We start from the raw sequence: 17,347 nt of genomic DNA on the forward strand, positions 1-17,347 counted from the left end.
CGGACTCAGCCGAACACGTCCTGCAACTGTCCGTCCTTGATCACATCCACGCCGTCGAGCGTGATCGTCGTCTTGAAGATCGGCAGATCGAAATGGCCGGCGGTGTAGCGCCCGGCGAATTCATTGGCGCCGGTGGAGAACAGGAAGTTGCCGGCCACCGCGCGGATTTCCGTGCCGTTGGTGTCGCGCTGGTCATACATCTGCAGCGCCTCGTAGCGTGCATTGGGATTCATGCCCCAGCCCACATGCGACACGGCATAGGCCTCGCGGTCGCCCCAGGCGGCGAGATAGCGCTTCATCATCTCGGCGTCGGCGCCCTCGCCCGTCAGCTCGGTGAGATAGTCGTCCTTGAACAGCATCCGCACCGGCGATGTCAGATAGCGCTTGAAGGTCAGGTTGATATCGCCGGCATCCATCACCACCGTGCCGTTGATGGTCTTGCTCTTCGGGAAGCTCACGACGATTCCGCCCGGCCAATGCGCCAGCGTGCCCGGTTTGTCGGTCCAGCCCCAGACGCCGACGGTGGCGGCGCCTTCCATGTTGACGTCCAGATCGGTGCCCGCCTTCGACGTCACCTTCATGTGCTTCGTGCCGCGCAGCATCTTCGCCGCCGCGCGCACGCGCTTCTCGAGCGCCGAGTCCGGCACCATGCGCTCGAGCGCCTCAGGGTGTTCATTGGAAATATTGAGAATGCGTGCGCCGGCCTTGAGGATGTCAGGCGTCTCCTTGGCATGCATGAGGCCTTCGACGGTGCAGTCCACCACGAAGCCCGCTTGCTGCAATGCTGAGACCACCGGACCGAGCTGCTGGATCGCCTCTGATGCGCCGGTGGAGCGGATCGGAACGACCTGCTTGTTGCGCGGCGTCGGCACCACGACATGGAACGGCTTTGCACCCATGCGCAGCAATGCCAATTCGGCAATGTGGACATTCAGCGCGCGCGATTGCGTCTCGGAGAGGATGGCGGCAGTGTCGCCGGGCTTGACCGCGCAGCGTTCGAAGATCTCGCAGAATGCGTCGATCCATTTCGCCTCGATGCGATCCGCCAGCATGCTGTTTCTCCGTGTTTTAAAGCGATTATGGTTGGATGATAGGCGCGGCCATGTTATATGAAAAGGAATATTTTTAATCTTGAAGGACAATCCGGCGCTGTATTTTGGGCAGTCCGGGGTGTCGCGGAGCGGCGAATTCCATGGCTTCCGACAAGACGGCGTTTGACAAGCCAGCACAGGACAAGGTCGCGGACGACAAGCTCCTGGACAAGGCGCAGCCGGTCAACCCCGCGACGTTTCGTCAGGCGCTGGGTCAGTTTCCCACCGGCGTCACCGTGGTCACCGCAACGACAGGCGATCATCCTGTCGGCATGACCGCGAATTCGTTCTCGTCGGTGTCGCTCGATCCGCCGCTGGTTCTGTGGAGCGTCGCAAAATCATCGCCGAGCCACGATCCCTTCGTCGAAGCGGACGCCTTCGCCATTCATTTTCTCGGCGCCGATCATGGCGAACTGGCCATGCGCTTCGGCCGCCGCGGCTCCGACAAATTCGCCGACATCGCCCATGAGCCCGGCATCACCGGCGCACCACTGATCGAAGGGCTCGCACCGATCTTCGAATGCAAGACCTGGGCGCGCTATCCCGGCGGCGACCACACCATTTTGGTCGGCGAAGTCGTGCGCTTCGTCGAGCGCAATCACGACCCCCTCGTCTTCCATTCCGGACAACTCCGCCGTATCGACAAGGCACAGCCCCGCGCCCCGGCGCTGGCCAGCAACAGTTTTGCACGCAGCTACCTGTCCTATCTGCTGGCGCGTGCCAGCTTCAACGTGTCGAGCTCGTTTCACGCGCGGCTGAAGGAATGGGACCTCACCGTACCGGAATGGCGCGTGCTGGCCTGCCTCGCCGATGTCGAAGGGCTCTCGGTCGGCGAGCTCGCCGCGATGGCGCTGATGAAGCAACCCGGCCTCACCAAGGTGCTCGACCGCATGGAGCGCGACGAGCTGTTGAAGCGCAAGAGCACCTCGAACGACCGCCGCCGCGTCACGCTCTACCTGACCGCTAAGGGTCGCGCGCGCGTCAAGCCCGTACAGAAGGCTGCGCTCGAACATGAGGCGGAACTGCTGAAGCGCTTCAACGACGACGAACGCGCGACCATCAAATATGCGCTGGATCTCCTGATCGACAGCGGCATGTCGGACGTGACGAGCGAGTAGCTTCCCGCTGGCAAAACGGAAATGGCCGGGCAAGCCCGGCCATGACGTCGTCACTGATGTCGCGCGGCGTTACTTGATCGGCGCGACGACCTTGCCCTTCAGCTCGGAGACGTCGAGCTTCTTCGGCAGCATTCCGGATTCGACATATGTGTCGAGCATCTTCTGGATCGCATCGAAATTCGGCGCGGCGCCCGGGTCGCGTGCGAAATCGTTGTCCTTGAGCAGATAGGTTTCCAGCACCGGGATCGGCGCTTTCATCACTTCGTTGACGACCTTCAGCGTTTCATCGCGATTGGCCAGCGCCTTCTGCATGCCGAGCGTCAGATCGCGCACATACATCTTGGCCAGTTCCGGATTCTTCTCGATGAAATCGGCACGGCAGGCTTCGAGGATGTGGACGATGCCGTCCTGCTGCTGCGACAGCGAGAACAGTTTGCGGGTGCCGCCCTTGGCTTCCATGCGCGCGGCAAACGGCTGATTCATCACGGCGGAATCGACACGGCCCGAACGCAGCGCCTCTTCCGAGAGTGCGAAGCCGACCTCAACCAGCTTGACGTCCTTGGCCGGATCGAGGCCGGCCTGCTTCAGGAGGATCGCCATCGGGCCATAGATGCCAGAGCCCAGCGTATTGATCGACATCGTCTTTCCCTTGAGGTCGGCGATGGTCTTGATCGGCGAATCGTCCTTCACGGCCCAATAGACCGAGAAACTGCCCGGCTTCTCGAACACGTGCTGCGCCACGATCGAAGCTTTGAGGTTGCCGCTCTGCACGCCCTGCGCCAGCGCCAGCACCGATTGCGTCGCGCAATCCAGCGCGCCGGCCGCAAGTGCCTGCGTCATCGGCGCGGTGCCCTGAAATTGCACCCACTCAATGTTGTATTTCTTGCCGAGATCCGCGAATTCCTGCGGACGCTTCATCATCCAGTATTTGGATTCTTCGGCCGGAATGGTCCAGCCAACCTTGATGGTTTGTTGGGCAAATGCCGAGCCACTGCTCAGCAACGCTCCAAGTGCGAGAGCCGCGACAACGCCACGCTTCGATGCGATCCGCTTCATCCTGAATTCCTCTGTTTTCAGCGATCCGGCCGCAGTCAGAAACGAATGCAATTCTCTTGCCGAAGCGCTCCCCACTCACAATTGTTTCATGCTTCAAATGATCGCGCAATATGCCTCGCTATGGGCTATATTGAAGCAGACTGGTTGGACTGCCAGCCCGGGAATTGATTCACCATGAGCAATGACTCCTTCTTCTCCGATCTCCTCGCATCCATCTCGGAACGCGGACGCACTCTGCTGCGGCTCGGTCCCGCCTCTGTCGATCCCAAACAGAATGCATCGGATTTGATCGAACTCTGCGCCGAGCTTCTATCCGGACGCGGCGAAGCGTCGGGCACGGTCCTCGCGCGTGGCGTGCTCGATCGCTACAAGAGTCTCGACGACGCCGGCCGCCTCGCCTTCTTCGAGAATCTCGCACAGAATTACGGTCCCGATCGTGACAGGCTCGAAAAGGCCATCGAGGCGTGGCGCGCCAAGCCCACCGGCGACATCTCCGGCGAATTGCATTTCGCATCCGAGCCACAGCGGCAGGAACTGTTTCGCCGGCTGAACCGCGCGCCCAACGCGACCAGCGAACTCGTGAAGATGCGTGAGGATCTTCTCGATCTGAAGGATGGTAACAAGAATCTCAACGCCGTCGATCGCGACGTCGTTCATCTCTTGGCATCGTGGTTCAACAGGGGATTTCTGGTGCTGCGCAAGATCGACTGGTCCACGCCCGCCAATGTGCTTGAAAAAGTCATCAAATATGAAGCGGTGCACGAGATCCACGACTGGGACGATCTGCGCCGCCGCATCGATCCCGTGGATCGCCGCTGCTATGCGTTCTTCCACCCCGCTTTGGTCGATGAGCCGCTGATCTTCGTCGAGGTCGCGCTGACCGAAGGCATTCCAGGCTCCATCGCGCCGCTGCTCGCGGTCGATCGCCAGCCGGTGCCGATCGCGCGCGCACGCACTGCGGTGTTCTATTCGATCTCCAACTGCCAGCGCGGACTCGGCGGCATTTCCTTCGGCAACTTCCTGATCAAGCAGGTGGTCGAGGAACTGCGCCGCGAATTGCCGAAGCTCGACACTTTCGTGACGCTGTCGCCGGTGCCAGGATTCATGAAGTGGCTCAAGAAAGCCGATGACCTCAACCTGTCCAACGAGGACCAGGCGCTGGTCGACATGCTCGCCGATCCGCTATGGGTCAACGACACGGCGCTGACGGCGCAGCTCAAGCCCGTGATGGAGCACCTGGCCGCACACTACTTCCTGAAAGCCAAGAGCCCGCGCGGCGGCCCGATCGATTCCGTCGCCCGCTTCCATCTCGGCAATGGCGCGCGGCTGGAGCGCATCGACTGGCTCGGCGACACCTCAGCCAAGGGCCTGCGCGAGTCGGCCAGCCTGATGGTGAACTATCTGTATCGTCTCGACGATATCGAGAAGAACCACGAAGCCTATGCCGATCACTACGAGATCGCGGCTTCGAGTGCAGTGAAGAAGCTGCTGAAGAGCGAAGGCGGCGGTGGACTGCGTTTACTGGACAGCATGCGGCTGTCGAGGGCGGAGTAAAACTCGAACACCAGTGACTGTCGTCCCCGCGAAGGCGGGGACCCATAACCTCCGAGTTTACAATCGGAACGCTATAGGTGCGACAAAGCCTTAATTTTATCGATCGTGGTTATGGATCCCCGCCTACGCGGGGATGACAGGTGAGAGGACGGAGCGAACAGCTCCTCCTCGTCAGCCCCCTCACTTACAAGGCTTGCTGTCCTTCACATTGAACTTGCTCATGGCGCCGCCGATGACGAAGTCATTATAGTCCAGCACCAGCGACCGCGAGACCCCGTTCTCATAGAGTTCAAATGACATCGCATAGACCGGCGTCTGTTCGCCGCCGTCGGAGGATTTGGCCGACTTGTCGTAATAGCTGACGGTGACCGGCCAGCGGGTCAGCTTCTTCATCCCATCATCGCCGGTCGAGGGATCGGGTTCGTTGACCTTGCGGTCGCCGGGGATCGCCTGCCCGATCACCGTGAGCGTGCTGTAGACTTTCTCGCCGGTGTCCGAGCCGTCATAGACATTCAGTTCCAGCACCGATTTGCTCTCGCGCGCGGCGGCAATAATGCGGTGAATCTGCTCGGTCGGGAATACGGTCGAACCATCCAGCGTGAAGGTCTTCGCCACCGGCTGCTTCAGCTTGACGGTGACGTGATCGCCTTCGCGCTCCGCCATGCCATCGACGGCGCTGACATCGCCGTCATTCATGCGGGTGTCGATCTTGAAGCGATAGCTCTTGCCGTCACCGGCTTCCCAGCTGGTGGAGCGCAGATCGCTCAAGGTGGTCTTGTCCTCGCCGCTGTTCAGCTCCGAGACCTGACGGAAATCCGATGTGTAGCCCTCGCAGGCACTGCCGGTAAAATTATAGAGAATGCGGCCGCTGGCGCTGTTCACGCTGGCATTGCCCCGCGACTTCAGCAGCTTCAGCTCATACAGCGCCTGATGCGCGACGAATGGCGTGCCCGCAGCGGGGGGCGCTGCAGAGGCCGACATCGGCGCCGCGAAGGCCGCCATGGTCAGTGCCAGCGAGGCAGCCTGGAATCGCGAAACGGGTGATATGCGGCGCATGAGGTTTCCCTGGATTCTGGAACTACAACAATAGAGAGCGCCTTATTGCGTCGCAACTACGGCCGCGCCGGATTGAGACTGCGTAAATGCCATATTCTGCAGCAAATCTTGCCAGAACCGCACTATTGCGGGGCGACCGGGTGTCGCCTGATCGTCACTTGCGCGGCGGCGCGGTATGGGTGAAACAGACAGTGCCTGAACCCTTTGGGGACTTTTGTTCGGGCACATCATCAATTGTTTGGGGAATCACGATGGCAGGAACGGTCGAGCAGAAACTTGCGGATCTGGGGGTCAAGCTTCACGAGCCGGTGAGCCCGGTAGCGAACTATGTCGGCTTCGTCCGCACGGGCAATCTGCTGTTCGTCTCCGGCCAGATCTGCATGGGCGCCGACGGCCAGCTGATCGCCAAGGGCAAGCTTGGCGCCGGCGTCACCCTCGAACAGGGCGTCAATGCCGCGCGCGGCTGCGCGATCAACATCCTGGCCCAGGTCAAGGCTGCGCTCGGCGATCTCGACAAGGTTGCCCGCGTCGTCCGTCTCGGCGGCTTCGTCAATTCGACGCCGGATTTCATCGACGCACCGAAGATCATCAATGGCGCATCGGACCTGATGGTCGCCGCCTTCGGCGACAAGGGCCGGCACTCCCGCGCCGCTGTCGGCGTCGCCTCACTGCCCGCCGATTGCGCGGTCGAGGTCGACGCGGTGTTCGAAGTCATCTGATACTGGACGCATTCAAGGACAATCCCGATGCGCGCACCTGACTGGCTCATCGCCCGGCCGGTCGCGCATCGTGGCCTGCATGATCGCACCCGCGGCATTATCGAGAACATGCCCGGCGCCATGCACGCAGCCATATCAGGCAATTTCAGCATCGAGACCGATGTGCAGCTCACCGCCGACGGCGAGGCGATGGTGCATCATGACGATGAACTCGGACGCCTGACCGAGGGCTTCGGCCCCCTGCTCGCGAAGACCTCCGCCGAACTCAAGCAGATCAATTTCAAGGACACGCCGGAGCGCATGATGTCGCTCGGCGATCTGCTCGCCCTGATCGATGGCCGCGTCGGGCTCGTGATCGAGATCAAGAGCCATTTCGACGGCGACCGCAAACTCGTGCGCCGCGTCGCCGAGCTTATCAAAACCTATCCCGGGCCCGTCGCCTGGATGTCGTTCGATCCCGACCAGGTTCTGGCGATGCGCGAGATCGCCCCCGAAATCCCGCGCGGCATCACCGCCCAGCGCACCTATGACGACGGCGAGTGGCTGACACTGACGCAGGCCCAGCGCGACGGCATGCGCCATCTCCGCCATGCGTTCCGCACCCGGCCGCATTTCGTCTCCTATTGGGTCAGGGACTTGCCGGCCCCGGCGCCCTGGATCGCCCGCAACCTGTTCGGCTGCGCGCTGCTGACCTGGACCGTGCGCACGCCGGAACAGCGCGCCATCACCGAGCGCTTTGCCGACCAGATGACGTTCGAAGGTTTCGCGCCGTAGCCTGAAGGCGTTGCGGCTGGGCCTTGAAGTGACGGGCGCAATGCACAATCTTAGGGGCGGTCACCGCGACGGTTGATCGCATATGACCGGTTCAAGTGATTGATGACGTCATCGGATATTACCCTCGAAGCAGTGGCGTCCATCAGCCAGATTCCGGCCACGGATTGGGATGCCTGCGCCACCGGCCATGCCGATCTCGGTGGCATTGAGAGCCTTGATACGCTGGCCCCGGCGGCCAACGGTTGCACCTCAAAAGCCAATTACAACCCGTTCGTGTCCCACGCCTTTTTCACGGCCGTCGAGAAATCGAACTCGGCCTGCGCGCGCACCGGCTGGGGACCGCGGCATCTGATCGCCAAGAGCGAGGGTCGCACCGTCGGTGTCGTGCCCTGTTATCTGAAATCCCATTCGCAGGGCGAATACGTGTTCGACCGCGGCTGGGCCGATGCCTATGAACGCGCCGGCGGGCAATATTATCCGAAGCTGCAGGCCTCGGTTCCGTTCACGCCGGCCACCGGCCCGCGCCTCTTGATCCGCGACGGCGTCGATGTGACCCGCGTCGGCGCGGCGCTGGCCGGAGGCCTCGTCGGCCTCTGTGAGGCCACCGATGCATCATCCGTCCATGTCACTTTCGCGCGCGAGAGCGAATGGCAATTCCTCGGCGCACGCGGCTTCCTGCAGCGCACCGACCAGCAGTTTCATTTCCGCAATGACGGCTACAGCAGTTTCGACGATTTCCTGGCAACGCTGAATTCGCGCCATCGCAAGGCGATCAAGCGCGAGCGCCGCGATGCGCTGGCCGCTGGCATCACCATCCATCCCCTCACCGGCAGCGACATTACCGAAGAAGCGTGGGACGCGTTTTTCGCCTTCTACATGGAAACCGGCTCGCGCAAATGGGGCCGGCCATATCTCACGCGCGAGTTCTACAGGTTGATCGGCGAAAGCATGAGCAACGATGTCGCGCTGATCATGGCGAGGCGCGACGGCAAGTGGATCGCCGGCGCCATCAATTTCATCGGTTCGGACACGCTGTTCGGCCGCCACTGGGGCGCCATCGAGCATCACCCGTTCCTGCATTTCGAGGTCTGCTATTATCAGGCCATCGACTTCGCCATTCGCCACAGATTGAAGACGGTCGAGGCCGGCGCCCAGGGCGAACACAAGATCGCGCGGGGCTATCTGCCGCAAACCACCTATTCGGCGCATTACATTGCCGATCGCGGACTGCGTCAGGCTGTCGGCGAATATCTTCAGCGCGAGCGCGAATATGTCGCGGAGGCCGTCCGCGAATTGACCGAGGCCGGCCCGTTTAGGAAGAGCGACGAGCAGGATTAAGCCGTCTTGACCGGCTCCCCTCTGGCGGCGACAGTCGCCCAAATTCTCCGGAGGATTCCATGACCGCGTATGACCCCAACAACATCTTCGCCAAGATCCTGCGCGGCGAATTCCCCTGCTACAAGGTCTATGAGAACGACCACGTGCTGGCGTTCCTCGACATCATGCCGCGTTCCCCCGGCCATACGCTGGTGATCCCCAAGGCGCCTGCGCGCAATATCTTCGACATCACGCCGGACGACTACGCCCATGTCATCCGCGCCGCCCACAAGATCGCCGCCGCCTGCAAACAGGCCTTCAAGGCCGACGGCATGACCGTCGCACAATATTCCGAGGCTGCAGGCGGCCAGGTGGTGTTTCACCTGCACATGCATGTGATGCCACGCCACGACAATATCGGCCTGCTGCCGCCGGCGTCGCGCAAGGAAGATCCGAAGGTGCTGGAAGACAACGCGACGAAGCTGATCGCGGCACTGGCGGCGTTGTAGCGTCAGACACCGTCCTCATGGTGAGGAGGCGCCCATCTCGGGCGCCGTCTCGAACCGTGATTGAGTTTGCGGTCATCCTTCGAGACGCGACCAAGAGGTCGCTCCTCAGGATGAGGGCAGAGAGCGGGCCGCCGAGCCCTACTCCGTCTGAAAGTCCCCCGGCTGCGGCGGCGCCAGCGGCGTGAATTCGCAGCGGTCCGGCTTGACGTCCAGCAGCGGCGTCTCGTCAAGACAATCGAGTCCGCGCACCAGCACGGTCGATCCCTCGATCCCCACCAGCTTCACCATCGACGTGCCGAGCGGGTTCGGCCGCACCGGCGTCCGCAACGAAAAGATGCCGCGCGCATTGCCGTCGTTCTTGGGGCTCTGCAGCACCAGGTCGCGGCGCGACAGATGCAGCCAGTAGATCACTTCGAGATGTTTGTAGAGATCGAGGTCCTTCAGCCCCGGCACCCACGGCTCGAAGATTTCGAGCCGGCACACCGGCCCGTCATGGCGGCCCTGCCGCGGCGTTTCCAGCCGCGACGTCCAGGGCGTGCGGATACGCCCGATATAGACGAGGCCCGCATGGTTCGGCTTCGGTGCATCGACGGCGAGTTCGCCGGCGCGGATTTCACTCTCACGAACCATTGGTCACCGTTCTTGCATCCTGTCGATCAATCCAGCGAGATATTCTGCGCCTTGATCACCTTCGACCACCGCGCCCGATCTTCGTCAACGAATTCATTGATCTCCCTGACCGTCTTCGGTCGCAGCACGGGGAAGCCGATCTTTTCCAGCGAGGCGCGGAACGTATTGTCGTTCAGGGCGCGGTCCATGCTGGCCATGACCGTCTTCACGACATCGTCCGGCAGTTTCGACGAGCCTGCAAGACCAAACCAGACGCCGACCTGATAGTCGGGGTAGCCGCTCTCGATGACGGTCGGCACGTCAGGCAGATCGGGACTGCGTTCTTTCGAACTGACGCCGAGCGGCCGCAGCAACCCGGCCTTCACAGGCGGCAGCGCGGTGGAGAGCGTATCGAACATCACCTGGATATTGCCGGAGAGCAGATCGGTCAGCGCTGGTCCCGCGCCCTTGTAGGGCACATGGGTCATGTCGACGCCGGCGATCTGCTTGAACATCTCGCCCGCCAGATGAATCGTGCCGCCGGTGCCGGCCGAACCAAAATTCAGCTTTCCCGGATTGGCCTTTGCGTAAGCCACGAATTCCTTCACCGTCTTGGCCGGCACGGACGGATGCACTTCCATCACCACGGGCAGGTCAGTGACCACCGTCAGCATCCGCAGATCCTTCTGCGGATCGTAGGACAGCTTTTTGTAGAGCAGTGGGTTGAGCACCATGATGGATGCAGCCGTGACAAACAGCGTGTAGCCATCGGGTTCTGCACGCGCGACCGCTTCGGCGGCAATGGCGCCTTGTGCGCCCGGCTTGTTCTCGACGATCGTCGTCTGCTTGAGATCGCGCCCGAGATAATCCGCCACCAGACGCGCAAGCACATCGGTCGGACCGCCCGCCGCATAGGGCACCACGAGTTTTATCACGCGCGTCGGATATTCCGCCGCGCGGGCAAGCGGCGCAGTGACGGCCATCGCCGTGATGACGAGGCCGGATACCATGGCGGAATGCACGCGAAATCTCATATCGTCTCCCAACACATTGTTTTTAAGTTGGGCGAAGACTATCGCGTTCACGCAGTCATACAAGGCCGATACAGCCTGACGCTGTCGCCTATCACCCGAGGATGTATTTGCCGGTGACCATCACCAGCTCACCGCATGCGACGCCGAGAAAGATCGAACGCCGGAAAGCGACAAAGACGACAAGGCCAACAGCGACCGCACCATAGCGCAACGGCGGCGGAACGCTCGCGAGTGCGCCGGGTGGCACGACGAGGATTTGCGCGATAACACCGGCGAGGATCGCGGTGGCCACCGCCCTCACCCAGATCAGGATCTCGGACTCTTCATCGACACCACCGCCGAGCCACAGGCCAAGCATGCGCCAGACTTCATTGGGCAGGAAACCCGCCAGCAGCAGCACGAGGAGCGCGTGCCAGTCGCCGATGAAGTCGCTCATCGCCGCCTCCAGCGATGCACGCCATAGGCGATGGTCCCGGCGGAGACGCCTGATATCAGGATGTCGACGCCGGTGTTGAACAGCGACACGACAGGAAACAGCGCGAGACCGAGCACGAGTGCGACGACATCGGCGAGCTGCTTGCAGTTGCGCGCCGTCGACAGCAGGAACGCCAGCGGGGTCAGCAGCAGGATCGCCGCGCCGAACAGCGGCGGCAGATTGGCCGCGAGGTGATAACCGATGAAGGTCGCGGTCAGCGACGACAGCACAAGTCCGAGGCCGAGGCCGTTGACGAAGGCGATGCGTCGCTCGCGCGGTACCAGCGGCATCAACCGGAAGCATTCCACCCACAGCGTCACCGCGATGAAATGCGACGGCAGGATCAGTTGCCGCTTCTTCGTGTCCGGCATGCGCAGCATCGGCAGCACGGACACCACCATGGGAAACAGGCGGATCGCACTCACGGTGACCGCGAGCGCTGCCTGGATCACTGTGGCGCCAGAGCCGAGCGCGACAAGAAGAATAATCTGTGCTGGGCCGGCCCAGACGAACAATGTGCTGGCCAGCGCCCAGAACAGGCTGAAATGCGTATCATGGGCCAGCGCGCCGATGCCGACATAGGTCGCAAACAACACCAGCGTCAGGATAGTCGTGGTGATCGACCGCATGCCGTAAAGGAAGGCCGCTGCACTGCCCTGCCATCTCGATGAATCCAGTGCAGGAAGCGCCACGAGTGCTTGTTTCTTCTTGGTTGATCCGGCCTGTCATAGGCTGCCGAAAGCCGCCGGCGTCAAGAGGCGCCAATGCATGGGGTGGCCGCAATCACGCTCTGCCGTTGCGCAGTACCAGACAGCCCTGCCCGGCCCGGCGGATCTTGCCGCAGAGATCGTTGGCTTCGTCACGCGTGTCGGTCCCGATCCTCACCTGATAGAAGGTTCGCGTGCCACGGCTTCGGAACAGCGAACTCAGCAGATTGGGATCGCGTTCGCCGACCACCGAGCGCAAACGCAACATCACCCGTGCATAGGACATCAACGCACGATCACGATTGAAGCCCGCCGCCAGTTGCACACCCCACGGCCGCGCTTCGCCGAGCGTCACGCGCGCTTCCAGTTGCGTGACGAAGGGATTGGGCGCGCGTTGCAGCAGCGCCATCAATTCACGGCAGCTCGACGTCGCGGCACGCGGCGGCATCTTGCCGTTACGGCCCGCCGCCTGCCAGTCCTCGACCGTCGCGCCGGTGATCGCGGAGACGTAGTTGCGGGTCTCACCGGGCATGTATCCCTTGCCGTCGAGCCACTCCTGTACGCGGCGCGGTCCTGCATTATAGGCCGCAGCCGCGAGACCGAGATTGCCGAACTGGTTGCGCAGCTCATTGAGAAACTCCGCGGATTTCGGCAGCGCCTGCACCGGATCAAACGGGTCGAGCAGACGGCGCTCATTGGCCGTGCCCGGCATGAATTGCGCGATGCCCTGCGCGCGCTGGCCATTGCGCGTCACGGGACCCACAGCATCGGGCTGAAACCGGCTTTCCTGCCAGATCACACGGGCGAAGAATTCCAGCGGCAGGTCGTTGGCCCGCGCTGCGGACTCGATCATCAGACACATCGACTCGCGGGCAGCGCTGTCCCGCGCCAGATTGGGCTTCACCGGAGCCGTCATTGGCTGCATCCGGTCCGCGCCGGGCTTCGCCAGTTCGCTGACCGGGAGCTCTTCGGCGCATACGCCCGCAACCGGCGCAAGCAACAGCGCCGCGAGGCAAATCATCCGGCCGATGGTCCTTCGGAGCGCCATGCCTGATCCCACGCGGATCCCCCGCGCCTTGACAGCGAGACCCCAGCAGCTAGCTATGAATGAAAGACGGCAAAAGCGGGAGTGCAAACAATGGCCGACGCGCGCGACGACACATCCGGCTTTGCCAGCGACGACGATGTTCCGATCCAGTACATGGCCCGCACCCGCGCCTATTATCAGGCGATCGGCTATGACGTTCCTTATCGCTGGGCCCATCATATCGATGCGCCGTTCCAGCCGCTGAAGGGACCGCTGGCGCAGTCGCGCGTCGCCATCGTCACCACCGCAGCGCCCTTCGATCCCGCCAAGGGCGACCAGGGTCCGGGCGCGCTCTATAACGGCGGCGCCAAGTTCTATCAGGTCTATGACGGCGATACGTCGGTCGATCATGACCTGCGCATCTCGCACATCGCCTATGACCGCGTGCACACCACGGCGGACGACAGCGGCACCTGGTTTCCCCTGCCCGCCCTGCGTGATCTCGCGGCGTCCGGCCGCATCGGCAGTGTCGCACTGCGCTTCTACGGCGCGCCGACAAATCGCAGCCATCGCGTCACCCTCGAGACCGATGCGCCGGAGATCGTGAAACGCGCGAAGGCCGATGGTGTCGACGTCGCCGTCCTGGTGCCGAATTGCCCGGTCTGCCATCAGACCATCAGCCTGGTCGCCCGTGAGCTGGAGGCCAATGGCATCTCGACTGTGGTAGCGGGCTGCGCCAAGGACATTGTCGAACACGCGGCCGTGCCCCGTTTCCTGTTCAGCGACTTCCCGCTCGGCAATTCCGCCGGCAAGCCGCATGACAAGGCCTCGCAGGCGCAAACCCTGGAATTGGCCCTGCGCCTGCTGGAATCCGCCGTGGGTCCGCAGACCACCATGCAGTCGCCGCAGCGCTGGGCCAGCGATGCCGTCTGGAAGCGCGACTACAACAATGTCGCCCTGCTCAGCGCCGAGGAACTGGCACGCCGCCGGGCCGAATTCGACAAGCAGAAGGACATCGCACGCGGACTGCGCGAAACAGCGGCCTGAGCCCATCCTGAGGCCGATCACCCCGTCTTTCGGCGATCGCCCTTAACTTTGGTTTACGTTAAATCCGCTCAATCTACGCGAGAGCCTTCCCCGGCGGATGGAACTGCGTACAGTCCCCGCCTGCAACCTCAGGGGACATCAGGACATGGACGAGCGGCGCAAGAACGTCAGGGACAAGGTGATCTACGGTGCCGTCGCGTCCAAGGACCAGAAGGCCAAGGAATGTGTCGTGCGCGACATTTCCGAAGATGGCGCCCGCATCGAATTTAGCAGCGGCGCGCGGCTGCCGAAGGATGAGCTGACGCTCAACATCGCGCGAAAGGGCCGCTCGTTCCTCGCCAAGATCGTCTGGTGGCGCGACAACATCGTCGGCGTCGCCTTCACCGATCCGCCGGTGGAAAGCAAGGAAAGCTCTGACATCGAAGAGCGGCTGCGCAAGAGCGAGAAGAAGAAGCGCGAATTGCAGAAGCAGATCCAGAAGCTGCTGGGGCAGTAACGCGACCGCGGTCACGACCCGAATACCGGAAATGCAATTTACACTCCGTCATGCCCGGCCTCGTGCCGGGCATCCACGTCTTGGCCCGGATCAAAGACGTGGATGGCCGGGACAAGCCCGGCCATGACGGCGTTAGAACTAAAAACGGCCGGTGATCGCTCACCGGCCGTTTTTCATTTTTCAATCCGAACCAGGCTTACGCCTTTTCCAGCGGCCCCTTGGCCGAACCCGAGCCCTTGCCCGACTTCGGCTTCTTGGCGGCGCCGCGCTTCGTCGGCAGCTTCTCCGGCTTCGGCGTCACGGGACCATCGACGAATTCGAAGCCGATGCTTTCCTGCTCGACGCCGAGCACCGCCTCGTCCTTCTTCAGGATGACGCGGACATGGCCGCCATTCTTGAGCTTGCCGAACAGGAGTTCGTCGGCCAGCGGCTTCTTGATGTGCTCCTGGATCACACGACCCATCGGGCGCGCACCCATCTGCTCGTCATAGCCGTGCTGGATCAGCCAGGCCTTGGCGGGCTCGGACAGTTCGATGGTGACGTCGCGGTCCGCGAGCTGGGCTTCCAGCTGCAGCACGAACTTCTCCACCACCATGCCGATCACATCCGAATTCAGATGTGCGAAGGACACGACCGCATCGAGGCGGTTGCGGAATTCCGGCGCGAACTGCCGGTTGATCGCCTCCTGATCCTCGCCTTCCCGCTTGGCGCGGGTAAAGCCGAAGGCTGCACGCGCCATGTCGGCAGCGCCGGCATTGGTCGTCATGATCAGGATCACGTTGCGGAACGAGACCTGCTTGCCGTTATGGTCGGTCAGACGGCCGTGATCCATCACCTGCAGCAGCACGTTGTACAGATCCGGATGCGCCTTCTCGATTTCGTCGAGCAGCACCACGCAATGCGGATGCTGGTCCACGCCATCGGTCAGCAGACCGCCCTGATCGAAGCCGACATAGCCGGGAGGCGCGCCGATCAGGCGCGACACGGTGTGCCGCTCCATATATTCAGACATGTCGAACCGAATGAGCTCGACACCCAGTGAGGCTGCCAGCTGCTTCGCCACTTCGGTCTTGCCGACGCCGGTCGGGCCCGAGAACAGATAGGAGCCAATCGGCTTCTCCGGCTCGCGCAAGCCGGCACGCGCCAGCTTGATCGATGCCGACAGGGCCTCGATCGCCTTGTCCTGACCGAACACAACGCGCTTCAAAGTGGTCTCGAGATGCCGCAGCGTCTCGGCATCGTCCTTCGACACGCTCTTGGGCGGGATCCGCGCCATGGTCGCGATCGTGGTCTCGATTTCCTTGATGCCGATGGTCTTCTTGCGCTTGCTCTCGGCCACCAGCATCTGCGCCGCGCCCGACTCGTCGATCACGTCGATCGCCTTGTCCGGCAGCTTGCGGTCGTGGATGTAGCGCGACGAGAGCTGCACCGCAGCCTCGATGGCCTCATTCGTATACTTGAGCTTGTGATAGTCCTCGAAATACGGCTTGAGGCCCTTCAGGATCGAGATCGCATCTTCAATGGTCGGCTCATTGACGTCGATCTTCTGGAACCGGCGCACCAAAGCGCGGTCCTTCTCGAAGTGCTGGCGATATTCCTTGTAGGTGGTCGAGCCCATGCAGCGGATCGCGCCCGAAGCCAGCGCAGGCTTGAGCAGATTCGAGGCATCCATCGCGCCGCCCGAGGTGGCGCCGGCGCCGATCACCGTGTGGATTTCGTCGATGAACAGGATCGCATTCGGATGCGCTTCGAGTTCCTTGAGCACCTGCTTCAGGCGTTCCTCGAAGTCGCCGCGATAGCGTGTGCCGGCCAGCAGCGTGCCCATGTCCAGCGAGAACACGGTGGCCGCCGACAGCACTTCCGGCACGTCGCTGTCCACGATGCGCTTGGCCAGACCTTCGGCGATCGCCGTCTTGCCGACGCCGGCTTCGCCGACGAACAGCGGATTGTTCTTCTGACGACGGCACAGAACCTGGATCGCGCGGTTGATCTCGGCGGTACGCCCGATCACCGGATCGATCTTGCCGTCACGCGCCTTCTTGTTGAGGTTGACGCAATAGGTGTCGAGCGCCTCGCCCTTCTTCTTGGCCTCGTCGCCGTTCTTGGTCTCGGTCTCCTCGTCGACGCCGCGCACCGGCCGCGCCTCGGAAACGCCCGGCCGCTTGGCAATGCCGTGGCTGATGTAATTCACCGCATCGTAACGCGTCATATCCTGCTCCTGCAGGAAATACGCCGCATGGCTTTCGCGCTCGGCGAAGATCGCGATCAGCACATTGGCGCCGGTCACTTCTTCGCGACCCGACGACTGCACGTGAATAACGGCGCGCTGGATCACGCGCTGAAAACCGGCGGTCGGCTTGGCATCGTCTGCGCCATCCGTCACCAGGTTTTCGAATTCGGTTTCGAGATAATTGACCAAACTGCCGCGCAGCTTGTCGAGATCGACGCTGCACGCCCGCATCACCGCCGCGGCGTCGCTGTCATCCACCAGCGACAGCAGGAGATGTTCCAGCGTCGCATACTGGTGGTGCCGCTCGTTCGCAATCGAGAGCGCCCGATGCAGCGATTGTTCAAGGCTTTGAGAAAAAGTTGGCATTCCGCGTCCTCGTTGGCCCCCACCATCATGATCGTCGTTGCCGGGTCAGGCAACAAGAACCTTTCGCACATATAGTGATGTCTGATCGTGGTGAAAGGCTGGTTCCCGCTGCTTATTGTGACGTGTCCGCAGAACACGTCTGTTCATTCCAGCGCATTGTCA

The 17,347-nt window shown here is 62.3% G+C and carries 17 protein-coding genes; 8 read left to right on the plus strand and 9 right to left on the minus strand.

From position 1 onward, the window contains the following. Positions 1–5: 5 nt before the first annotated feature. Complete coding sequence (locus AB8A27_RS13510) at positions 6–1,052, minus strand: peptidase M29 (protein ID WP_441242346.1); 1,047 nt, start codon at positions 1,050–1,052, stop codon at positions 6–8. A 140-nt stretch (positions 1,053–1,192) separates the two neighbouring features. On the opposite strand from AB8A27_RS13510, the gene AB8A27_RS13515 reads away from it, so the two are divergent. Then, complete coding sequence (locus AB8A27_RS13515) at positions 1,193–2,209, plus strand: flavin reductase (RefSeq protein ID WP_441242347.1); 1,017 nt, start codon at positions 1,193–1,195, stop codon at positions 2,207–2,209. 69 nt (positions 2,210–2,278) lie between these two features. On the opposite strand, the gene AB8A27_RS13520 is transcribed toward AB8A27_RS13515, so the two are convergent. After that, the gene (locus tag AB8A27_RS13520; RefSeq protein ID WP_120292027.1) at positions 2,279–3,265 is read right to left on the minus strand and encodes an ABC transporter substrate-binding protein; all 987 of its coding nucleotides are present in this window, start codon (positions 3,263–3,265) and stop codon (positions 2,279–2,281) included. Positions 3,266–3,439: 174 nt separating this feature from the next. Here AB8A27_RS13520 and AB8A27_RS13525 point away from each other — a divergent pair, with 174 nt between their 5' ends. Beyond that, entirely contained in the window at positions 3,440–4,819 is a 1,380-nt protein-coding gene (locus AB8A27_RS13525; RefSeq protein ID WP_441242348.1) for a malonyl-CoA decarboxylase, read from the plus strand. Between the two features lie 180 nt (positions 4,820–4,999). Here the strand turns inward: AB8A27_RS13525 and AB8A27_RS13530 are convergent, their stop codons facing one another. Further along, positions 5,000–5,875: a cell envelope integrity EipB family protein gene (locus AB8A27_RS13530; RefSeq protein WP_441242349.1), complete on the minus strand. Its 876-nt coding sequence runs from the start codon at positions 5,873–5,875 to the stop codon at positions 5,000–5,002. Between the two features lie 251 nt (positions 5,876–6,126). On the opposite strand from AB8A27_RS13530, the gene AB8A27_RS13535 reads away from it, so the two are divergent. From AB8A27_RS13535 to AB8A27_RS13550, 4 genes are all read left to right on the plus strand, one after another. Continuing rightward, the gene (locus tag AB8A27_RS13535) at positions 6,127–6,594 is read left to right on the plus strand and encodes a RidA family protein (RefSeq protein ID WP_092144382.1); all 468 of its coding nucleotides are present in this window, start codon (positions 6,127–6,129) and stop codon (positions 6,592–6,594) included. A 27-nt stretch (positions 6,595–6,621) separates the two neighbouring features. Then, a complete protein-coding gene (locus AB8A27_RS13540) occupies positions 6,622–7,368 on the plus strand; it encodes a glycerophosphodiester phosphodiesterase (protein ID WP_441242350.1) in 747 nt (248 codons plus the stop codon). A gap of 99 nt (positions 7,369–7,467) precedes the next feature. After that, the gene (locus AB8A27_RS13545; protein ID WP_441242351.1) at positions 7,468–8,706 is read left to right on the plus strand and encodes a GNAT family N-acetyltransferase; all 1,239 of its coding nucleotides are present in this window, start codon (positions 7,468–7,470) and stop codon (positions 8,704–8,706) included. 59 nt (positions 8,707–8,765) lie between these two features. Beyond that, complete coding sequence (locus AB8A27_RS13550; protein WP_439092565.1) at positions 8,766–9,194, plus strand: HIT family protein; 429 nt, start codon at positions 8,766–8,768, stop codon at positions 9,192–9,194. 138 nt (positions 9,195–9,332) lie between these two features. On the opposite strand, the gene tsaA is transcribed toward AB8A27_RS13550, so the two are convergent. The 5 genes from tsaA to AB8A27_RS13575 all read right to left on the minus strand — a co-directional run bounded on the left by tsaA (position 9,333) and on the right by AB8A27_RS13575 (position 12,944). Next, the gene (gene tsaA / locus AB8A27_RS13555; protein WP_092144388.1) at positions 9,333–9,824 is read right to left on the minus strand and encodes a tRNA (N6-threonylcarbamoyladenosine(37)-N6)-methyltransferase TrmO; all 492 of its coding nucleotides are present in this window, start codon (positions 9,822–9,824) and stop codon (positions 9,333–9,335) included. A 26-nt stretch (positions 9,825–9,850) separates the two neighbouring features. After that, positions 9,851–10,837: a Bug family tripartite tricarboxylate transporter substrate binding protein gene (locus AB8A27_RS13560; protein WP_441242352.1), complete on the minus strand. Its 987-nt coding sequence runs from the start codon at positions 10,835–10,837 to the stop codon at positions 9,851–9,853. A 91-nt stretch (positions 10,838–10,928) separates the two neighbouring features. Continuing rightward, positions 10,929–11,273: an AzlD domain-containing protein gene (locus tag AB8A27_RS13565; RefSeq protein WP_439064187.1), complete on the minus strand. Its 345-nt coding sequence runs from the start codon at positions 11,271–11,273 to the stop codon at positions 10,929–10,931. After that, entirely contained in the window at positions 11,270–12,004 is a 735-nt protein-coding gene (locus AB8A27_RS13570) for an AzlC family ABC transporter permease (protein WP_441242353.1), read from the minus strand. The genes AB8A27_RS13565 and AB8A27_RS13570 overlap by 4 nt, the downstream gene beginning before the upstream one ends. Positions 12,005–12,095: 91 nt before the next feature. After that, the gene (locus tag AB8A27_RS13575; protein WP_441244906.1) at positions 12,096–12,944 is read right to left on the minus strand and encodes a transglycosylase SLT domain-containing protein; all 849 of its coding nucleotides are present in this window, start codon (positions 12,942–12,944) and stop codon (positions 12,096–12,098) included. 213 nt (positions 12,945–13,157) lie between these two features. Here AB8A27_RS13575 and AB8A27_RS13580 point away from each other — a divergent pair, with 213 nt between their 5' ends. Continuing rightward, positions 13,158–14,093: a glycine/sarcosine/betaine reductase selenoprotein B family protein gene (locus tag AB8A27_RS13580; protein ID WP_441242354.1), complete on the plus strand. Its 936-nt coding sequence runs from the start codon at positions 13,158–13,160 to the stop codon at positions 14,091–14,093. A 145-nt stretch (positions 14,094–14,238) separates the two neighbouring features. Then, the gene (locus tag AB8A27_RS13585) at positions 14,239–14,589 is read left to right on the plus strand and encodes a PilZ domain-containing protein (RefSeq protein WP_441242355.1); all 351 of its coding nucleotides are present in this window, start codon (positions 14,239–14,241) and stop codon (positions 14,587–14,589) included. A gap of 196 nt (positions 14,590–14,785) precedes the next feature. Here the strand turns inward: AB8A27_RS13585 and clpA are convergent, their stop codons facing one another. Beyond that, on the minus strand, positions 14,786–17,185 hold the full coding sequence (gene clpA, locus AB8A27_RS13590) for an ATP-dependent Clp protease ATP-binding subunit ClpA (RefSeq protein WP_441242356.1): 2,400 nt from the start codon (positions 17,183–17,185) through the stop codon (positions 14,786–14,788). Between the last annotated feature and the right edge of the window lie 162 nt (positions 17,186–17,347).

Source organism: Tardiphaga sp. 768_D3_N2_1, from assembly GCF_052076105.1.
Classification (GTDB): domain Bacteria; phylum Pseudomonadota; class Alphaproteobacteria; order Rhizobiales; family Xanthobacteraceae; genus Tardiphaga.